18 protein-coding genes are annotated in these 16,251 nt (G+C 64.4%); 10 read left to right on the top strand and 8 right to left on the bottom strand.

The window, feature by feature from the left end; genetic code table 11:
• Nucleotides 1-10 precede the first annotated feature (10 nt).
• On the top strand, nt 11-823 hold the full coding sequence (locus CH293_RS22740; protein WP_241483911.1) for an oxidoreductase: 813 nt from the start codon (nt 11-13) through the stop codon (nt 821-823).
• A gap of 30 nt (nt 824-853) precedes the next feature.
• Here CH293_RS22740 and CH293_RS22735 read toward each other — a convergent pair whose 3' ends face one another.
• From CH293_RS22735 to CH293_RS22700, 8 genes are all read right to left on the bottom strand, one after another.
• Nucleotides 854-1,285 (bottom strand): hypothetical protein, encoded by a 432-nt coding sequence (locus CH293_RS22735; protein ID WP_037112918.1) that lies wholly within the window; start codon nt 1,283-1,285, stop codon nt 854-856.
• Nucleotides 1,286-1,390: 105 nt separating this feature from the next.
• On the bottom strand, nt 1,391-1,915 hold the full coding sequence (locus CH293_RS22730) for a DUF3995 domain-containing protein (protein ID WP_037112915.1): 525 nt from the start codon (nt 1,913-1,915) through the stop codon (nt 1,391-1,393).
• A gap of 237 nt (nt 1,916-2,152) precedes the next feature.
• Entirely contained in the window at nt 2,153-4,141 is a 1,989-nt protein-coding gene (locus tag CH293_RS22725; RefSeq protein WP_094721567.1) for a TerD family protein, read from the bottom strand.
• Nucleotides 4,142-4,284: 143 nt separating this feature from the next.
• Nucleotides 4,285-4,455, bottom strand: a complete 171-nt coding sequence (locus CH293_RS28280) for a hypothetical protein (RefSeq protein ID WP_170945327.1) — start codon at nt 4,453-4,455, stop codon at nt 4,285-4,287.
• A 151-nt stretch (nt 4,456-4,606) separates the two neighbouring features.
• Nucleotides 4,607-5,536 (bottom strand): aldo/keto reductase family oxidoreductase, encoded by a 930-nt coding sequence (locus CH293_RS22720; RefSeq protein ID WP_037112912.1) that lies wholly within the window; start codon nt 5,534-5,536, stop codon nt 4,607-4,609.
• 74 nt (nt 5,537-5,610) lie between these two features.
• Complete coding sequence (locus CH293_RS22715; protein ID WP_094721566.1) at nt 5,611-6,105, bottom strand: pyridoxamine 5'-phosphate oxidase family protein; 495 nt, start codon at nt 6,103-6,105, stop codon at nt 5,611-5,613.
• A gap of 83 nt (nt 6,106-6,188) precedes the next feature.
• Nucleotides 6,189-6,512 (bottom strand): YbjQ family protein, encoded by a 324-nt coding sequence (locus CH293_RS22710; RefSeq protein ID WP_026348243.1) that lies wholly within the window; start codon nt 6,510-6,512, stop codon nt 6,189-6,191.
• A 424-nt stretch (nt 6,513-6,936) separates the two neighbouring features.
• On the bottom strand, nt 6,937-7,557 hold the full coding sequence (locus tag CH293_RS22700) for a TetR/AcrR family transcriptional regulator (RefSeq protein ID WP_094721564.1): 621 nt from the start codon (nt 7,555-7,557) through the stop codon (nt 6,937-6,939).
• Between the two features lie 157 nt (nt 7,558-7,714).
• Between CH293_RS22700 and CH293_RS22695 the strand changes: the two genes are divergently transcribed.
• From CH293_RS22695 to CH293_RS22655, 9 genes are read left to right on the top strand one after another with little or no spacing between them, the layout of a single operon-like run.
• Nucleotides 7,715-8,944, top strand: coding sequence for a sedoheptulose 7-phosphate cyclase (locus CH293_RS22695; protein WP_094721563.1), 1,230 nt, complete (start codon nt 7,715-7,717; stop codon nt 8,942-8,944).
• Nucleotides 8,941-9,978: a 3-oxoacyl-ACP synthase III family protein gene (locus CH293_RS22690; protein ID WP_094721562.1), complete on the top strand. Its 1,038-nt coding sequence runs from the start codon at nt 8,941-8,943 to the stop codon at nt 9,976-9,978. Before CH293_RS22695 ends, CH293_RS22690 begins: the two co-directional genes overlap by 4 nt.
• 3 nt (nt 9,979-9,981) lie before the next feature.
• Nucleotides 9,982-11,184, top strand: coding sequence for an MFS transporter (locus CH293_RS22685; RefSeq protein ID WP_094721561.1), 1,203 nt, complete (start codon nt 9,982-9,984; stop codon nt 11,182-11,184).
• Nucleotides 11,181-12,176: a zinc-binding dehydrogenase gene (locus tag CH293_RS22680; protein WP_094721560.1), complete on the top strand. Its 996-nt coding sequence runs from the start codon at nt 11,181-11,183 to the stop codon at nt 12,174-12,176. Before CH293_RS22685 ends, CH293_RS22680 begins: the two co-directional genes overlap by 4 nt.
• Nucleotides 12,169-13,002, top strand: coding sequence for an SDR family oxidoreductase (locus CH293_RS22675; RefSeq protein WP_094721559.1), 834 nt, complete (start codon nt 12,169-12,171; stop codon nt 13,000-13,002). Before CH293_RS22680 ends, CH293_RS22675 begins: the two co-directional genes overlap by 8 nt.
• Nucleotides 12,999-13,898: an NADP-dependent oxidoreductase gene (locus CH293_RS22670; RefSeq protein WP_094721558.1), complete on the top strand. Its 900-nt coding sequence runs from the start codon at nt 12,999-13,001 to the stop codon at nt 13,896-13,898. Before CH293_RS22675 ends, CH293_RS22670 begins: the two co-directional genes overlap by 4 nt.
• Nucleotides 13,895-14,686, top strand: a complete 792-nt coding sequence (locus CH293_RS22665) for a VOC family protein (RefSeq protein WP_037112903.1) — start codon at nt 13,895-13,897, stop codon at nt 14,684-14,686. Before CH293_RS22670 ends, CH293_RS22665 begins: the two co-directional genes overlap by 4 nt.
• A complete protein-coding gene (locus tag CH293_RS22660) occupies nt 14,683-15,564 on the top strand; it encodes a TIGR03619 family F420-dependent LLM class oxidoreductase (protein ID WP_037139184.1) in 882 nt (293 codons plus the stop codon). Before CH293_RS22665 ends, CH293_RS22660 begins: the two co-directional genes overlap by 4 nt.
• Nucleotides 15,561-16,241: an HAD family hydrolase gene (locus CH293_RS22655; RefSeq protein WP_369597572.1), complete on the top strand. Its 681-nt coding sequence runs from the start codon at nt 15,561-15,563 to the stop codon at nt 16,239-16,241. The genes CH293_RS22660 and CH293_RS22655 overlap by 4 nt, the downstream gene beginning before the upstream one ends.
• The last annotated feature ends 10 nt before the right edge of the window (nt 16,242-16,251 follow it).

The following is a 16,251-nucleotide window of genomic DNA, read 5'->3' as shown; positions in this document are numbered from 1 at the left end:
CGGTAGAACGATGAACGAGAAAACTTCTCCGGACTCTCGAATCGACTACCCGACCAGCCTGTCGCTGATCGGCCGAAGAGCAGTTGTCGTCGGCGGGACTCGAGGCCTCGGGGCAGCTGTCGTCGATCGCCTCGCAGATGCCGGGGCACTTGTGCTGTCGGTTGGCCGTACAGCTGCACCCGAAACCAGAGCGACAGGCACGATCCAGGTCGACGTCACAGATCCGACATCGGCGGCCGAGATTGCTCGAGCAGCGAAGCAAGCGGGCGGAGTCGACATCGTGGTGTACGTTGCCGGCGGGTCCTCCTCGCCGGGCGGTGGTCACGCGACGATGACCGATGCTCACTGGGACGACGAACTCGCGCTCAACCTGCTGGCAGCAGTCCGCATCGACAGAGCGTTGGTGCCGCTTCTGTTCGCGAACGGAGCGGGTGCGATCGTGCACGTCGGATCGATACAAGGCAGGATGCCGTTGTACGACGGGACGCTGGGTTATGCCGCTGCCAAAGCAGCGTTGCGCACGTACAGCAAAGGGCTCGCGAACGAGCTCGCTCCTCGTGGAATCCGCGTCAACACGGTCTCACCCGGCGGGATTCAGAGCGACGGCGCACTCGATCTGGCCAGGCGGATAGCCGCGGCTCGCGATGTGAACGAGCAAGAGGGCATGTCTGTTCTCATGGACTCGCTCGGTGGGATTCCGGCCGGTCGATTGGCGCCGGCCTCCGAGATAGCCGACGTCATTGGATTCGTCGTGTCCGACGCGGCTGCATCAATGACGGGACACGACGTGATCGTGGATGGGGGCACCGTGAAGACGACGTGACCGCCGCACCCACGACGAGTCGACAGGTGCTCAGCGCGAGTGCGCAGTGACCTGTGCCGACCGCGGTCGGCTCAGGCTGCGTGGCCCGGCAGCAGCGGTACGGATGTTCGGGTACGACGGCTTCGGCGTGGAGGGCGCGGTCGTCGGCTCGGTGCGTCGTTCGCCCACACGAACCGACTCTGGACCGGCGCTCGGGTAAAGGACGCCGTCGATCCGCAATGAGACCTCGTAGTCGCCTTCCACCAGCGCGAAGGTCGACATCGTGACGCCCGTGTGACCCTCGGGAACCACCACGCGGTGACTTAGTGCGAACACACCCGCGTGCAACACCTCGCAGACCTGACCTGCGCGAACGTTGTCGGCTCGGACTGCGATCACGTTGGCTGCATCGCTTCGTGTGACCGACGCGGACACCTCGGGTGCATCTTCGACGAGCCTGAGATGGTTCCTGTCGCCCCGCATGAACTCACTCCTCCAGTCAGCAGGCCCCGACGTCGACGTCGAATGCCTCTCGATGGGTATTCGGATTCCGTGGCTGCAGGTATTGGTTTATCGGCAGATCGGGCTTCAGCGGTGACGCACTCGACCGAGGCCCGCAGTCGATGATTCTGCGGTGCGCGTCAAACACAACGCTGTCAACAACGCGATTCCCCACAGCGCGAACAGCGGATCCCACACGATCGCGTGTCCGATCATCGTCGTCTCGTTGAATCCACCGCTCGGTGTGAACAGTCCAGCCAGCACCGCGCCCGCCGCGATGGTCGACATGCCGCCCCACCCGACCAGAACGAATCCGCCCGCCCAACCGACCGCCCGCAACGGGCGGTGGAAGCGCCCCTGATGACGCTCGTCGACCCACGGCACGACCGCCGCAACCAGCTTGACGACAGCGATCGTCCCCAGCGCCAGCCCGGTCTTCAGCGGGTGTTCAGCCGAAAGCTGGACGGCCCACTCCCCGACCGATTCGAGCTGCCATCGCCCGCCGAGCGCCCAGTACATGCTTGCCAACCCGTGAACCACCCCGGCCCCGGCGGCAACCGCGAACGCTGCAGTCGAAGCCTTCGTTCGCTCGGTGCTGCCTCGTGTTCGCATGGAACAACGGTACGAATTGCCCAAGGGCAGCACATCCAGGATTACCCGGAGTGCTGCCCTGACCGCACCCGGATACCGGCACCCAGTTTCCGGTGCCGCACAACGGGAGCGAATTCGCTTGCACGGTGACTGTTGTCGTGGGGTTCGAACATCATGCTGGGGCTACCAGTGCGCGATGGGAACTGCATCTCGATCCACTCCATGCGCCAGCATGAAGTACGGAGGTTGGCATCCTCACTACGAATCGACTGTGCTCGTGGTCGATTCCGGCGCGGACGGCACCCAAGGCTTCAGCGGTTGCACCACATCACGGTAGAACGCATCTATCCCATCGGTGACACTGCCGATGAAGCTCGCAGCAGTTCCCGACCGCTTGCTGCCCATCTTCGAGGGTGACGTGAGGGTGAACCGTCGCAGTTCACTGACCCGCCCGGAAGTCAGTGATTTCGTGTCAGCGCGGACGGTCGCCAGGTTTTCGCACGATACCTCGCTGACATCGGCGAACACCGCCTCGACGAGCACGTCCGCCGGCGCATCCTTCAACTGTTTCAACAACCACGACGCGCGTCGGAGGGACGTTCCGTCGGCCGGGGCGTCGATACTCGTACTGCACTGAATCTTGTTGGTACGCAGATCCGCTTCGACGGTGACGTCACCCGCTGCATCGGGTATGCGGAGCGTGGCAACAAGACAACCGGTAGCGGCGAGATGGTTGACGATGAACTCGTTCCGAGCCTGCGGGTGGCTGCCGAGTTTCCTGGGCAGGTGATGCTTCACCGTTGCTCCCAGATCCGCTGTCATACGCAACGCCAGATGCCGTGACAACGACGCCCATGTGTTGGCGACCGACAGTGCCTTCGCGTCGCTCGGACGAAGCGTGCCTGCCGACACCGAATCGCGCACCGCGACCCAGTGACGCCCCATGTCCACGAATTCCGTCGCGCCGGACTTGGGATGAGTCAGATATCGAACGAACTCGCTCAGGATCCAAACTTGCAGTGAGTCCGTGAGATCGCCGTGTGACAGCAACATTCGAGCTTCGTGAATAACTTCGGACCAGGACATGTGCCGCAAGGCAACATTGTTCAGCTTGAACTTGCTCACCTGAACCGGAAGTTCGCCCACCGACGCCGGAATGTCGTTGGACACGCTGAGCACGACCTCGTATTTGTGCCGCTTGGCAACGTCGAGATAGTTCTCGAGTTGCTCCTTCGTCAGCTTGCCGGTGCCGGTCTTCACCTCGAGCAGTGCCGTCCATACGTGTCCGGCGCGGGACACCCGAAATACGCCGTCGGGGATGACCTTGCCATCACCTTTGACGAAGGGAACCTCGAGGTACCCCTCGAACGGACCGGCCGGCGCCCCAGCGCGCGAACAGATGGCGCGAGCGAACGGACGCACCGCCTGCATTGTTGCGATGAGTGCGGAGGTCGCCCGCTTCTCCTGCTCTTCACCCGAGCCGACACCCGAGATGGAGAACAAACGGGCGGTGTGCCACCCCTCCCCTCCCGCCAGAGTGAATTGAGGCGGCGACGCCTTCTTCGCCACTGGCTTTTTCGTTCGAACGCCTCGTTTGGGCGGATCTACATCGACTATCGAGACTTCGACGACCTCGCCCGTTTCCGTCCTGGCCTGCGCATGCGAATCTGCGACTTCGACCACGACGACGTCGTCGACCTGTTCGGTTCGATCAGCGTCGTCGACGTCGACACCGAAATCCTGCGCCAAACCGGCAAGTCCGGACTCCCACCCCTGGCCCACCGCCCGAACCTTCCATACGCCGTCCCGGCGGTACACCTCACCGAACACGAGGGCATGCTCCGATGTCGCATCAACCGTGACGAACTCACCCAGTATCGAACCGGATCTGTCTCTGACCTGCAGCGCCAGCTTTCCGAAGTCGCTCAGTGGGCGCCCCTCCGAACTTCCCGCGATCACTACCTTGAGCACGTCCGCCGGAAGCGAGTGGAGATGGATCGATATCCGCTCCTGTTTGCCCTCGTCGGTACTGCTACGTCCCAAGTATCGAACTGCGGCATCGGCAGACTCGGGCTGGTTGTAGAACACGAAGTCGGAGTCCGATCGAACCCGGTTGCTGTCGTCGACGAGGAGAGCCGATGCATCGAGATCTCGGTCCGGATCCACCCACGACACGATGACATCCAGTTCGGTTACCTCTGCCGGTAACGCGACGTTCTCGCCCTTGGTCAGAAAAGGTGAACTCACACGCAATCGCTCCTGTCGCACAAACAGACTCCGAAGTCTCAGAATATGCAGTCCGCCGGACGATCGGGCGCTCTCCAAAGACATTCATTCGACCGAATGACTCCAGGCTGCCCCGAAGATCGACGATTCCAGCCTCGCCGGCGCTACCCGCCCCAACGCTTCAATTCGTCGGGCGCGAAGTACATCTGTTGAGTAGCACCGAAACGAACCAGGATCTGGTTCTTCTCCTCGTAGAACCAGACCACAGTGCCGTAGACACCGCTCATGGGCCCACCCGTTGCTGTTACCCCGTCACCAACCTCGAAAGCCGCCATTCCCACAGATTACCTACCGCCCAGATGCGAGGACGTGTGCAGAAGTAGTGAATCGACGCATTGTCTCTCGCCCACTGCACCTTTGGGACTGCACGAGCTCACAGCTGTCCGACGATGGTCGAAACGAATCCGAGCAAACGAGCGCTGACCGTCAAGGAAGGCTGTATCCGGCGGCTCGGAAGAGTCGGTACCACTCTTCCCGGCTCAGACTGATACCGCTGCCGGCCACGGCTTCAGCTACTCGACTCGGCGTGGTCGTTCCCAGGACAACTTGGATCTTTGCCGGATGACGCGTGAGCCATGCCGTCGCAATGGAAGTGGGAGTCACACCGTGATCGCGGGCGAGATCGTCGAGAGCGTCGTTCAGTTCTGGGTAGTTTTCGCGATCACCGATGAAAACCTTTCCTGTGTAGCCGCTCTGGAAGGGCGACCAAGCTTGCAAGGCTATGTCGTTGATGCGCGCGTAATCCAGAAGGCCGTTGCTCAGGTCGATCGATTGGTCGAGACCACCGATGTTCGACGCCAAACCCGCAGCGATCAACGGCGCATGGGTGAGGCTCAGTTGCACCTGATCGATGATCAGCGGCTGCGTCACCTCGGTGGCAAGCAACTGAATTTGACCGGGTGTGTGGTTGGAGACGCCGAAACTGCGCACCTTTCCGGCCGAGTGCAGAGCATCGAATGCAGCGGCGACCTCGCTGGGCTCGACCAGACTGTCCGGCCTGTGCAACAGCAGCACGTCGAGATGATCCATGCGCAGCGCGGAGAGCGATTTCTCGACGGTGTCGAGGATGTGCGCCTTGGAGAAGTCGTAGAACCCGTCCCGGATCCCTACCTTGCTTTGAATGACGACCTGCTCGCGTTCGGAGGGCAGGAATGTCACTGCGTCTCCGAATCGACGCTCGCATCCGTGTCGACTTGTGCCGTAGATATCAGCGTGGTCGAACACCGAAACACCCGCATCGCGAGCGGTCCCGACGAGCTTGGCGATACTCGCATCGTCGAGCGCTTCGATGCGCATCAGGCCGAGAACGATGCTCGACGCGTGCGGGCCGCCAGCGAACATCTCGTAATACTTCACGCACACCCTCGATCACCGTTCGTGCCTGCACCGTCCAGAGGCCGCCACCCTACCCTCCTCCAGCGCGCCAGTTTCTACATTTCGACGGTGTCGTTCGTGCCGACGTCCGGCTTGTCACCCGTAATCCTGGACTTGGCGTACGCGAGCAGGGTCGATACCTTGGACCCCGGCGCTGACCAGTATTCCGCGCCCTCCGCTTCGACAGAGATCAAAACGACCTCGGGAGACTCAGGGCCGTCGTCGAACCATGCCGCCGCCGCCTGATTCCATAGTTCCTTCTTCTTCGCCTCGTCGAGAACGATCTCTGCTCGTCCGGACACGGAAACCCAGGCTGTCCCCGACTGGAACGACACATTCACCGAACTGTCAGCGCGAACGTCGCCGACCTTGCGGGAATCGTTGCGCGCGAAGAACCACAACGAACCGTCGAAGTCGTGCTCCTGCAGTGCCATTGGACGGGACAGCAGGTGTCCGTCACGGCCGTGCGTGGTGAACATGCACAGCTTCGAATCCCTCAGGAGCTCGGTCACCTTGGAGATACCGGCCGTACGGTCGTCGTCGATTGTCATTTCAGGGTTGTACCCACAGTGAGCCCCCGCAAACGACAAGGGACTTGGACCCGACCGTTATCGCACCCGTCCGGATGGAACCCTCAACTGGGTTCGGTGGTGACCGCGGTGCCGTAGGCGCACACCTCGACTCCTCCGGTGTCGCCGTAATCGTTGGTTTCGAATCGAAACGCGACCACGGCATTGCCACCCTTCGCCGTGGCTTCCGCCGACAATCGGGACAGCGCTTCGGTGCGAGTTTCCTGCAAGAGCGTGGTGATGCCCTTCAGTTCCCCGCCCGCGAGCGCTTTGAACGAGGCACCGATATTCGATCCGATGTGGCGCGAGCGCACGGTCAAACCGAACACCTCACCGTGTACCGCTGTGATGCGATGGCCAGGAATCTCGTTCGTAGTCACGATGATCATGCACAGCACGATAGGCGGTGATCCACGACTGCGACAACGTATTCGACTGGATTCACTTGCCCGCCCGGCCGCAGTCGCCGGAGCACCGACGACTACTCCGGAGTAGGTTCCGAGCCGTACTCGAATGTCGAATCGAGGGCGCATTTCAGGGAGCCTCCCCGTTTTTCGAAACGCGCAACCCGATGCTCGTTCTGCGAACAGCGCCGCAGAGTCTCGAACTCACGCCGGGGGTGAGGAACACCTGAACCACGCCAACCCATTCTCACGCAGCCTTCGGAGTTCAGCCCCAGGGTGCAACGACGTCGATGATCCAGATGACCCCGAAACGGTCGGTGAGCCGAACGGAACGTCAATCGTGATGCGCTCGGACTCGACCCGAATTCAACTGACCTAGGTCATCAGTCTTCGACAGGGCTGGCAGTGATCATGTGCGCAGAGGCGTCGCAGCCGCTGCACCCAAGGACGCCAAGGTTCGGTCGGCCACCCGCTCGAGCTGCGCACGCGTGGCGCCGTCGCGGGCTCGTTGCGACATGCCCTGGATGATCACGCCGATGTATTCGGAGATCTCGACAGGATCCCAGGATGTCGGGAGGACGCCGTCGGCAATGCCGACGGTGATGCGCTCCGACAGAAGCGCCACGTTGGCATTGCGCATGTCGCGCAATCGATCTGCGACACCCTGGTTGGCAGCGGTGACGCTGACGGCAGAGCTGATGATGAGACACCCACCCGGACACGACTCGTCGGTGTAGTGCGACGCGGCGTCATACAACAGCCGGGAGATCAGCTTGACCGCATGGGGTTCCTCCGAGAAGGCGCGGTCCATGAAGTCACCGCGTGTGGCGAGGTAATGCTCCACGGCAGCGAAGAAAACGCCTTCTTTACCACCGAATGCGCTGTAGAGGCTCGGCGGGTTGATGTGCATCGCGGAGGTCAGCTTGGAGACGGATGTGCCCTCGTAGCCATGCTCCCAGAAGGCAAACATCGCCTGTTCCAGCGCGGTGCCCACGTCGAACTTCCGCCCCTGCCCCGGTACGCCTGCCATAGGACCTCCTGATCTCGCTCCGAATTGTGATCCAGTCTACTCCTGTAGCGATCACTACGCGAATCCCTTACCCTCGGGTACGAACTTTGGTTCGCCGAAGCACCGCAAAGGAACCGTCACAGCCCGAGCTTGCAGTTCATCGTCCAGGGGGATCGAAATGCGTAGTGCCGCTTCATTCAAACTGGGACTCAGCCACACGACGGACGCCGACTCCGCATGGAAGGTCGAGGCCGTCAAGCAAGTCGAATACCATGTCATCGCCGCGCGAGACCTGTTCGCGCTGAAAAGTACGCAGCTACTCGACAGTTGCAGCGCGGCACCCTTGACCCGCGGCGACCGTCGTCTGATCATCATCGATGCCAATGTCGACCGCATCCACGGCGACCGTATCCGCAGGTACTTCGAACACCACGGCGTCGACGCACACTTCGTGCCCATGCGAGCCGACGAGACAGTCAAGGAGTGGAGCTCGGTAATCCGGGTGGTCGACGCCATGAACGGCTTCGGCATCGACCGGCGCCGCGAGCCGGTCATCGCCATCGGTGGTGGCGTACTGCTCGACGTCGTCGGATTCGCCGCCAGCGTGTACCGCCGTGGAACCCCCTACATCCGCATCCCGACCACGCTCATCGGCCTGGTCGACGCCGGTGTCGGCGTCAAGACCGGCGTCAACTACGCCATGGGCAAGAACCGTCTCGGAACGTACGCGCCGGCGATCGCCACCTACGTCGACCGCGCGTTTCTCCGCACCCTCGACGACCGGCACCTGTCCAACGGTCTCGCGGAGATTCTGAAGATGGCGCTGATCAAGTCGGTCGACCTGTTCGAGTTGCTCGATACGTACGGTCCGCGTCTGATCGCCGACAACTTTCAGGGGACGTCAGGCGAACTCGACACTGCCGCAACGCAGGTCATCGCGGAGTCCATCCATCTGATGCTGGAGGAACTGCAACCGAATCTGTGGGAGTCCTGCCTCGAACGGTGCGTCGACTACGGGCACACGTTCTCCCCCACTCTGGAGATGGAAGCGCTGCCCGCGTTGCTACACGGTGAAGCCGTCGGCATCGACATGGCCCTGACGTCGGCACTGGGTTTCCTGCGCGGCAGCCTCGGCAGCGCCGACCTCGACCGGATACTGACGGTCATGAAGCAGCTCGGGCTGCCGGTCTGGAACGACGTGTTGGACAAGACAGGACTGCTCGACGCCGCACTCGCCGACACCGTCCGTCACCGTGACGGTCGGCAGCGATTGCCGCTCCCCGTCGGCATCGGCGGTCACCACTTCGCGAACGACGTCACGCCCGGCGAAATCGCCTCCGCGCTGAAATTGCTGAGCCGAAAGAACGCCGAACTCGGAGAACCGACGGTCTCGAGGGTCGCGTCATGAAGTGGGACAGCCTCTACATCGAGGGCTTCGGTTCGTATCTGCCGGATGCGCGAGTGCAGGCTGCCGACATGGTCGCCGCAGGCCGCTTCGAGGAGGTCGAGCATCAGAAGACCGGGCAGACGTCGGCGGCAGTGTCCAACCCCGACCTCGGCGAGTCCGCTCCGGACATGGCCGTTCTCGCGGGCCGAGCTGCGTTGGAAGACAGCGGAATCAGCACCGAGGACGTCGACCTCCTCGTCCACGCCGTTGTCCTGCACAACGGGCTCGAGGCGTGGAACTGCGGCGCATACATCCAGAACGAACTCGGTATCGAGGACTGTTTGCCGATCGAGATCCGGACCGCCTGCGCCGGCGCGATCGTCGGGATGGAGATGATCGGACGCTGGTTCGACGGTCGCGGCAAGGGCCTGGTCACCGCATCCGACGCGTGGCGTGAGCCCCTGTTCGATCGGTGGAACTCCGACAGCGGACTGGTCTACGGCGACGGCGCGGGGGCCGCCGTCATCGGTCCGGATCCCGGCCCGTTCCGCCTGCTGTCCACCTCCGTGGTGAGCGACGCGCACCTCGAGCAGATGCACCGCGGCCACGACAGTCTCGCCATGCAGGTCTATGGCACCGACGGTCCGCTCGACCTGCGGAAGCGGGTAGCCGGATTCACCGAAACGCATTCCATCGACGAATTCTGGTCCCGCAACTCGGCAGCCCTGTCGCGTTGCGCCGAAACAGCATTGGGTGATGCCGCCACGCACCACGGTGAGATCACCCGGTGGATCGTCCCGAACTTCGGCAATGTGCTGCTCCGCAAGCAATGCTTCGAGCCGCTGAAGATCCGCCCTGATCAGACACTTGTCGAACTCGGCCGCGAGATCGGCCACACCGGTGCCGCCGATCCTTTGCTCGGTCTCGATCTGCTCCGCCGAACCGAGGCGCTGGACCCGGGTGACCGAATCATGCTCACCGGCATCGGCGTCGGATTCACCTGGGGATGTGCAGTCGTCGAATACACCGGCCACGACAACTCAACGAAGGGATAGACCATGGTCACCGAGACACGTCTGAGCGAGCCCGCAGCCACGCGTCCTACCAACGCGAACGTCGCCATCCTCTGGATGCTCCTCGCCGTATTCGGCGTCGGCACCGTCGAATATCTCGTCGCGGGTGTCCTCCCGGACATCTCGTCCGACGTCGCCGTGAGCAATTCGACGGCCGGCCTGCTCGTCACGATCTACGCCGTCACCGTCGTGATCGGCGGCCCGCTGCTCACCATCGTCACCACCCGGGTCCCGCGAACACCGCTCATCGCAGCGCTGATGGCCCTGTTCATCGTCGGCAACATCGGCACCGCATTGGCGCCGAACTTCGCCACCCTGGCCGTCTTCCGGGTCATCACCGCGCTTCCGCACGCGACGTTCTTCGCGCTGTGCCTCGTGCTGGCCACCTCCCTGGTGGCCCCCGAGTTCCAGGGCCGCGTCATCGCCCGCGTCACGCTCGGCCTCAACCTCGCTACGGTTCTCGGTGTTCCGCTGGGCACGTTGATCGGCACCCAACTCGGCTGGCGCTGGTCGTTCGCCATCATCGCGATCTTCCAGCTCGTCGTCACCGCAGCCCTCATCGTCTCGACCCGACGCGCCGCGCCGTCTCATCAGACCGGCAGCGTCACCTCGGAACTGGGCGTGTTCACCCGCGGCCCGGTGCTCTGGGCCATCGGCCTCACCGCGTTGAGCCAGGCCGCGCTGTTCGTCGTGTTCACCTACATCGCGCCGTACCTCACCGACCACGCCGCGATCTCGGCGTCCACCGTCACCATCGTGCTGTTCGTGTTCGGGGTCGGCTCGGTGGTCGGCAACCAACTCGGCGGCCACTTCGCCGACAAGGCCCTGGACAAGACGCTCTACGTCGCGCTCACCGCACTCGCCGCGGCACTGCTGGTGCTGTTCCTGTTCGGCGGCACCCCGTGGTTCGCGTTCGCGTGGATGTTCGTCCTGGGCGCCGCAGGCTTCTCCATCATTCCGCCGTTGGCCTCCAAACTGATCGGCGCGGCCAGTGAAGCGCCGCACCTCGCCGCGACGGTCAACATTGCCGGTTTCCAGCTCGCGAACGCCGCGGGCGCGTGGATCGGGTCCATTGCGTTGTCCGGCGGCAACAGTGTCGGGATTCTGCCCGCCATCGGGGCTGTTCTCGCCGTCGCCGCCGTCGGATTGCTGTTCCTCAGTCGCCGTACCGCCCGGGTGGCCGCGTGAGAGCGGCCGTGATCGACGCACCTCACTCGGTGTCGGTCGTCGAACTCGACGCGCCTGAATGCGGTCCTGACGACGTCGTCGTCGCGGTGAAGTACGTCGGCCTGTGCGGTACGGATCTCGAACTACTGCACGGCACGTCGTCGTATCTGGTGGACGGGAAGACGTCGTATCCGCATCACTTCGGACACGAGTGGGTGGGCATCGTGCAGGAATCCGGCGCTCACGTCCATGACCTCGCCGCCGGCGATGCCGTCACCGGCAGCACGATGATCTTCTGCCAGTCGTGCACGGCCTGCGGATCGGGTCGACGCAATCAATGTTCCGACCTCCGTGAGGTCGGCCTCTACGAGCACGGCGGCGCTGCAGCCGAATTCCTCGTCATGCCGCGTCGCGCCCTGGTGTCCCTGGGCCGCGCTCCGGCCGAACCGGAACATGTTCTCATCGAACCCCTGGTCACCGTGCTCGAAGCCGTCGACTTGGCGTCGGTCTCCCCAGGCGATCGCGTCCTCGTCATCGGAGCGGGGACCATCGGCAGCCTCGCTATCGCCATGCTGTCGCAGTACCCCGTCACCGTCGACGTGCTCGAACCACGACCCATCGCCCACCTCGGTCCCGGCTCCGCCGCACACAGCTTCACCAGTACCGAGGCCCTGGCAGGACCCTACGACATCGTCGTGGAAGCCTCGGGTGGCGACGGCGCGCTGGGAACGGGAATCGGCGTACTCCGACCGGGCGGAAAGTGCATACTCGTCGGGGTCGCCGCGCAGTCGGAGTCCATCGACCCCGGAGCGGTTGCGCTGGCCGGAATCTCGATCATCGGGGTGCGCCATGGCGTCGATCACTATCGGCGTGCAGCGGCCCTGTTCCCCCTCATCCGGCCCGCCCTGGCGTCGCTCATCGACAGCGTCGTGCCCCTCTCGGACGCGAAATCCGCCTTCGATCGACTCGAAAGCCACCGAACCCGGCCGAAGGTGGTGATCTCCATTGACTAGACCCGGCTACACGGTCGTCACCGGCGCGAGCAGCGGCATCGGCCGCGCCATCGCGCTTGCGCTCGCCACGGAAGGGCACAACCTCATCCTCGGCTACGGCAACGGAATCGAGCGAATCGACGTCCTGGTCAACGATATTCGTGCGAGTCATCCCGTCGATGTCGTCCCGCTTCGGCTGTATCTGCGCGACGCCCATGCCGCCGTCGAGACCGTTCTCGACGCAGCAGATCGCCTGGGCGAGATCCGATGCCTGGTCAACAACGCCGGTGTCAACGACCGTTCTCCGGCCGATGCGCTCGACGTCGGCCGCATCGAGGATGTGCTGGCGATCAACACGGTCACGCCGTTGGCGTTGGCGTCGGCGGTGGGTCGCCGCATGATCGCCGACGATATCGCCGGATCCATCGTCAACGTCACCTCGGTTCACGACTCGGTGCCCATCACCGGGGGATCGATCTACTGCGCGAGCAAGGCGGCGCTGGCGGCGTCGAGCAAGGTGCTCGCCCTCGAATTCGCGCAGCACGGTATCCGTGTCAATTGCGTCGCACCGGGCGAAACGGCGACCGCGATGAACGGCGTCGACGACGAGTCCTCCTACGCCGCCATCGACCGGCCCGCGATCCCGCTCGGTCGTCCGGCGGGTGTGCACGAAGTAGCCACTGCCGCGGTGTTTCTCGCGAGCTCCGCGTCGAGCTATGTCACCGGAACCACCATCACGGTCGACGGCGGACTCGTACTCACCGCCGCCGAGGAGAACGCACGCTATGCCGGCGAACTGCACACGGCCGATACATCGAAGGCCGCCACATCGAAGGGAGCTGCATGAGAGCCATCATCGTTCACGGCAAGGGGGAACCCGACGTCCTCACCGTCGGCGAGATCGAGGAGCCCACCGCCGGGCCCGGCGATATCACCCTGTCGGTGGCCGCCGCGGCCGTCAACCCGGTAGACCTCAAGACCCGGTCCGGCTTCCTGCCCATCGAACTGACGTATCCCGCGGTGCTGGGATGGGACGTGTCGGGCACGGTCGAAGCAGTCGGCTCGTCCGTCACTCGATTCACCCCCGGCGACACCGTCATCGGGATGATCGCGCAGCCGGCGCACCGTTTCGGTACGTACGCCGAGCGCGTCGTCGCCGACGAATCGCTGTTCGCCCACGCCCCCACCGGCGTCGGCCTCGAGCATGCGGCCGCGATCCCGTTGGCGGCGCTCACCGCCGTGCAACAGCTCGACAAGATCACGCTTCCGGCAGGCGCCACCGTCGTGGTGACCGGTGCTGCGGGCGCGGTGGGGCGCATAGCGTCGGCGATCCTGTTGTCGCGCGGCCACCGGGTCGACGCGCTGGCGCGGGAGACGGACACCGACGACCTTCTCACGCTCGGCGTGGGGACGGTGTTGGACAAGCCCGTCGATCTCGAGCCACGGAAGTACGACGCGGTGGTCGACACCGCCGGAGTGGTCGAGGCCATCGACGGTGTGCGTGACGGCGGATCGTTCGTCTCCATCGAAGACGGCGACCAACCCGAACCACAGCGGGGCATCACCCCGGGTAAGAGCTACGTGAACGAGGACGGGCCCGGCCTGGCGGAGTTCGCCTCACTCGTCTCCTCGGGGGAGATCACCGTGCCGATCGCTCGCACATTCGGATTCGACGAAGCCCCGCAGGCTCACGCCCTGCTCGCTGCCGGTGGAACACGAGGAAAGGTGCTGTTGATCCCATGACCGTCACCACGAATGACCGAACATCGCTCAGCACGATCGGAATCACTGTTCCCGACGCGCACGAGGCAGCCGATTTCGTCGCGTCTCTGCTCGGCGTCGAGAGTGGAAACGGCGCGACGGTTCCGGTCGGCTCCACATCGATCGAATTCACGTCCTCGCACAGCCCGAATCAGGCCCCACCGCGCCTGGTCGACATCGGCACCAATCACCTCTGCTTCACCGTCGGCGACATCGAACGCGCTGCCGATCACCTTGCCGGGCTGGACGGTGTGTCCGTTCTCGGCGAGGTGATCACCGTGCCGGAAGGCCCGATTGCCGGCAACAGATGGGTCTACTTCCGTTCACCGTGGGGGACATTGTTCGAACTGCAGAACTGGCCCGAGGTGCCGGGCTATTACGGCGACACAGACGCCCGGCTGCATCACCGACGCGAGGACCTACCGTCGGCCACTCTGCCCACGTGCCGCGGACTGGACCACTCGGGGTACAGCGTCGCCGATCTGGACGCGGCCATCGACCGCCTCGTGAATCACCATGCAGCGACGGAAGTTCTGCGGACCGACATCGAGGCCGACCGCGGCTTCATGACCGCGCAGTTCGACCTCGACGTGGAAGGTACGTCGCGGATGGCAATGGTGTCGGTGGGAGAGCTGAACATCGAGCTGTTCGAACACCACATCGGCCGTCGATACGCCGCACGCCCACTCACCGCGAACGGCAGCAACTTCCTGACGCTTCCTGCTGAGGGTCGGCGCGACGGCGTTCGACTGTTTCCGGGTGCGCTGTGAGGTACGGACTCAACCTCCCGAACTTCGGGCCGCAGATCGATCCCGACGGAATCCTCGCGTGGGCCACCACCGCCGAAGCCGCCGGCTTCGACAACGTGCTGCTGTCGGATCACGTGGTGCTGACCGACGACGCCCATCGCCGCTCGCCTGCGCCGTTCTACGAGTGCCTGGCGACGCTGTCGTGGTTGGCGGGTCAGACCCACACCATTCGTCTGGGTAGCGGCGTGCTCATCGGCAGCCACCGCCATCCGGCGCACCTCGCGCACGCGACGGCCACCATCGACACACTCAGCGGTGGGCGGTTGATCGTCGGCGTGGGTGTCGGGTGGACGTCTCAGGCGTTCGACGTGCTGGGTGTCCCCTATCACCAACGCGGGCGGCTGACCGATGACACCCTCGACACGCTGGTGGCGGCATGGTCGTCGGAGACCTACGGGGCCCTCGGCGCCAGTGGCACCCCGCGCCGCGTGCACGGTGGGCCGCTGCCCGCCCAGACGCCGCACCCGCCGCTGTGGATCGGCGGCAACGGCCCCGCTGCGATCGCGCGGACGAACCGCGTGGGCACTGGGTGGCATCCGCTGCACCCGTCGAGGCAGCTGTGCGCGGCCGGCGCCGACGCCCTCGACGACGGCAAGGACTTCGTCCCACGTATCTACTTCCTGCCCACCGAGACTCCGGTCCAGTCGCCGAACCGTCCCCTCGGGTACGGCAGCGTCGAGCAGATCCACTCGGACATCGATTTTCTCGAGGGGCTCGGCGCCGGCACCGTGGTTCTGGATACCGATCCGGGCGATCAACGGTTGCGGCGATCCACCGAGCACGATCTCGAACTCGTCCGCTTCGCCGGAGAAAACCTGGGGATGGGGGTCACGGTATGAGTCTGCAGTCCAGTCCGATTCGGCAGTCCATCACTGCGGGCGCGTTCCTGTTCGACATGGACGGCACCCTCGTCGACTCGCACGCATCCATCGAGGCGGTCTGGTTCGAGTTCGCCCAGCGACACGACGTCGACAGATCGATTGTTGCCGAGGCACTTCCGGGCCGACTCGCCGCCGATATCGTTCTGCGCGTCCTCGGACCCGCAGCCGACGTACGATCCGAGCTGCAGTGGATACGGGAGCGCGAGCGCCGGAGCGTGGTGCCGGTTCAGCCGATTGCCGGCGCCGCGAGATTCCTTGCGTCGGTGCCGCCCGAGCGGTGGGCGGTGGTCACGTCGGCGACGCGATCGATGATGGTCCGACGCCTCACCGCCGCCGGGCTCCCGACGCCGCGGATCGCCGTCGCCGCGGAGGACGTGACCGTCGGCAAGCCGGCCCCGGCGGGTTCCTCTCTGCGGCAGCGCAACTGGGCGCATCCATCGAGTCGTGCATCGTGTTCGAGGACTCGTCGGCCGGAATGGCTGCCGCGGCGAATGCCGGTATGCGGTGCATCATCATCGGCGACGAGCCCGGCCAGAACATCGCGCGCGTCGACAACTTCGACTCCCTGCGGGTCGAGATGCGCGACCGGTCGCTGGTCATCGACCTGCACCCGGCGAAAGACGTGCATCCGGTGATCGACGCGGT

This window comes from Rhodococcus sp. 14-2470-1b (genome assembly GCF_002259415.1).
Lineage (GTDB): Bacteria > Actinomycetota > Actinomycetes > Mycobacteriales > Mycobacteriaceae > Rhodococcoides.
The sequence above is the reverse complement of the archived record's forward strand: the minus strand, read 5'-3'. Positions and strand labels throughout refer to the sequence as shown.

What these genes read in the sequence shown, in the direction of transcription:
- CH293_RS22695 (WP_094721563.1), top strand. Translation starts at nt 7,715, where the DNA reads ATGCGTAGTGCCGCTTCATTCAAACTGGGACTCAGCCACACGACGGAC.
- CH293_RS22655 (WP_369597572.1), top strand. Translation starts at nt 15,561, where the DNA reads ATGAGTCTGCAGTCCAGTCCGATTCGGCAGTCCATCACTGCGGGCGCG.
- CH293_RS22735 (WP_037112918.1), bottom strand. Translation starts at nt 1,285, where the DNA reads ATGCGGGGCGACAGGAACCATCTCAGGCTCGTCGAAGATGCACCCGAG.
- CH293_RS22670 (WP_094721558.1), top strand. Translation starts at nt 12,999, where the DNA reads ATGAGAGCCATCATCGTTCACGGCAAGGGGGAACCCGACGTCCTCACC.
- CH293_RS22730 (WP_037112915.1), bottom strand. Translation starts at nt 1,915, where the DNA reads ATGCGAACACGAGGCAGCACCGAGCGAACGAAGGCTTCGACTGCAGCG.
- CH293_RS22700 (WP_094721564.1), bottom strand. Translation starts at nt 7,557, where the DNA reads ATGGCAGGCGTACCGGGGCAGGGGCGGAAGTTCGACGTGGGCACCGCG.
- CH293_RS22710 (WP_026348243.1), bottom strand. Translation starts at nt 6,512, where the DNA reads ATGATCATCGTGACTACGAACGAGATTCCTGGCCATCGCATCACAGCG.
- CH293_RS22740 (WP_241483911.1), top strand. Translation starts at nt 11, where the DNA reads ATGAACGAGAAAACTTCTCCGGACTCTCGAATCGACTACCCGACCAGC.
- CH293_RS22685 (WP_094721561.1), top strand. Translation starts at nt 9,982, where the DNA reads ATGGTCACCGAGACACGTCTGAGCGAGCCCGCAGCCACGCGTCCTACC.
- CH293_RS22690 (WP_094721562.1), top strand. Translation starts at nt 8,941, where the DNA reads ATGAAGTGGGACAGCCTCTACATCGAGGGCTTCGGTTCGTATCTGCCG.
- CH293_RS22715 (WP_094721566.1), bottom strand. Translation starts at nt 6,105, where the DNA reads ATGACAATCGACGACGACCGTACGGCCGGTATCTCCAAGGTGACCGAG.
- CH293_RS22665 (WP_037112903.1), top strand. Translation starts at nt 13,895, where the DNA reads ATGACCGTCACCACGAATGACCGAACATCGCTCAGCACGATCGGAATC.
- CH293_RS28280 (WP_170945327.1), bottom strand. Translation starts at nt 4,455, where the DNA reads ATGGCGGCTTTCGAGGTTGGTGACGGGGTAACAGCAACGGGTGGGCCC.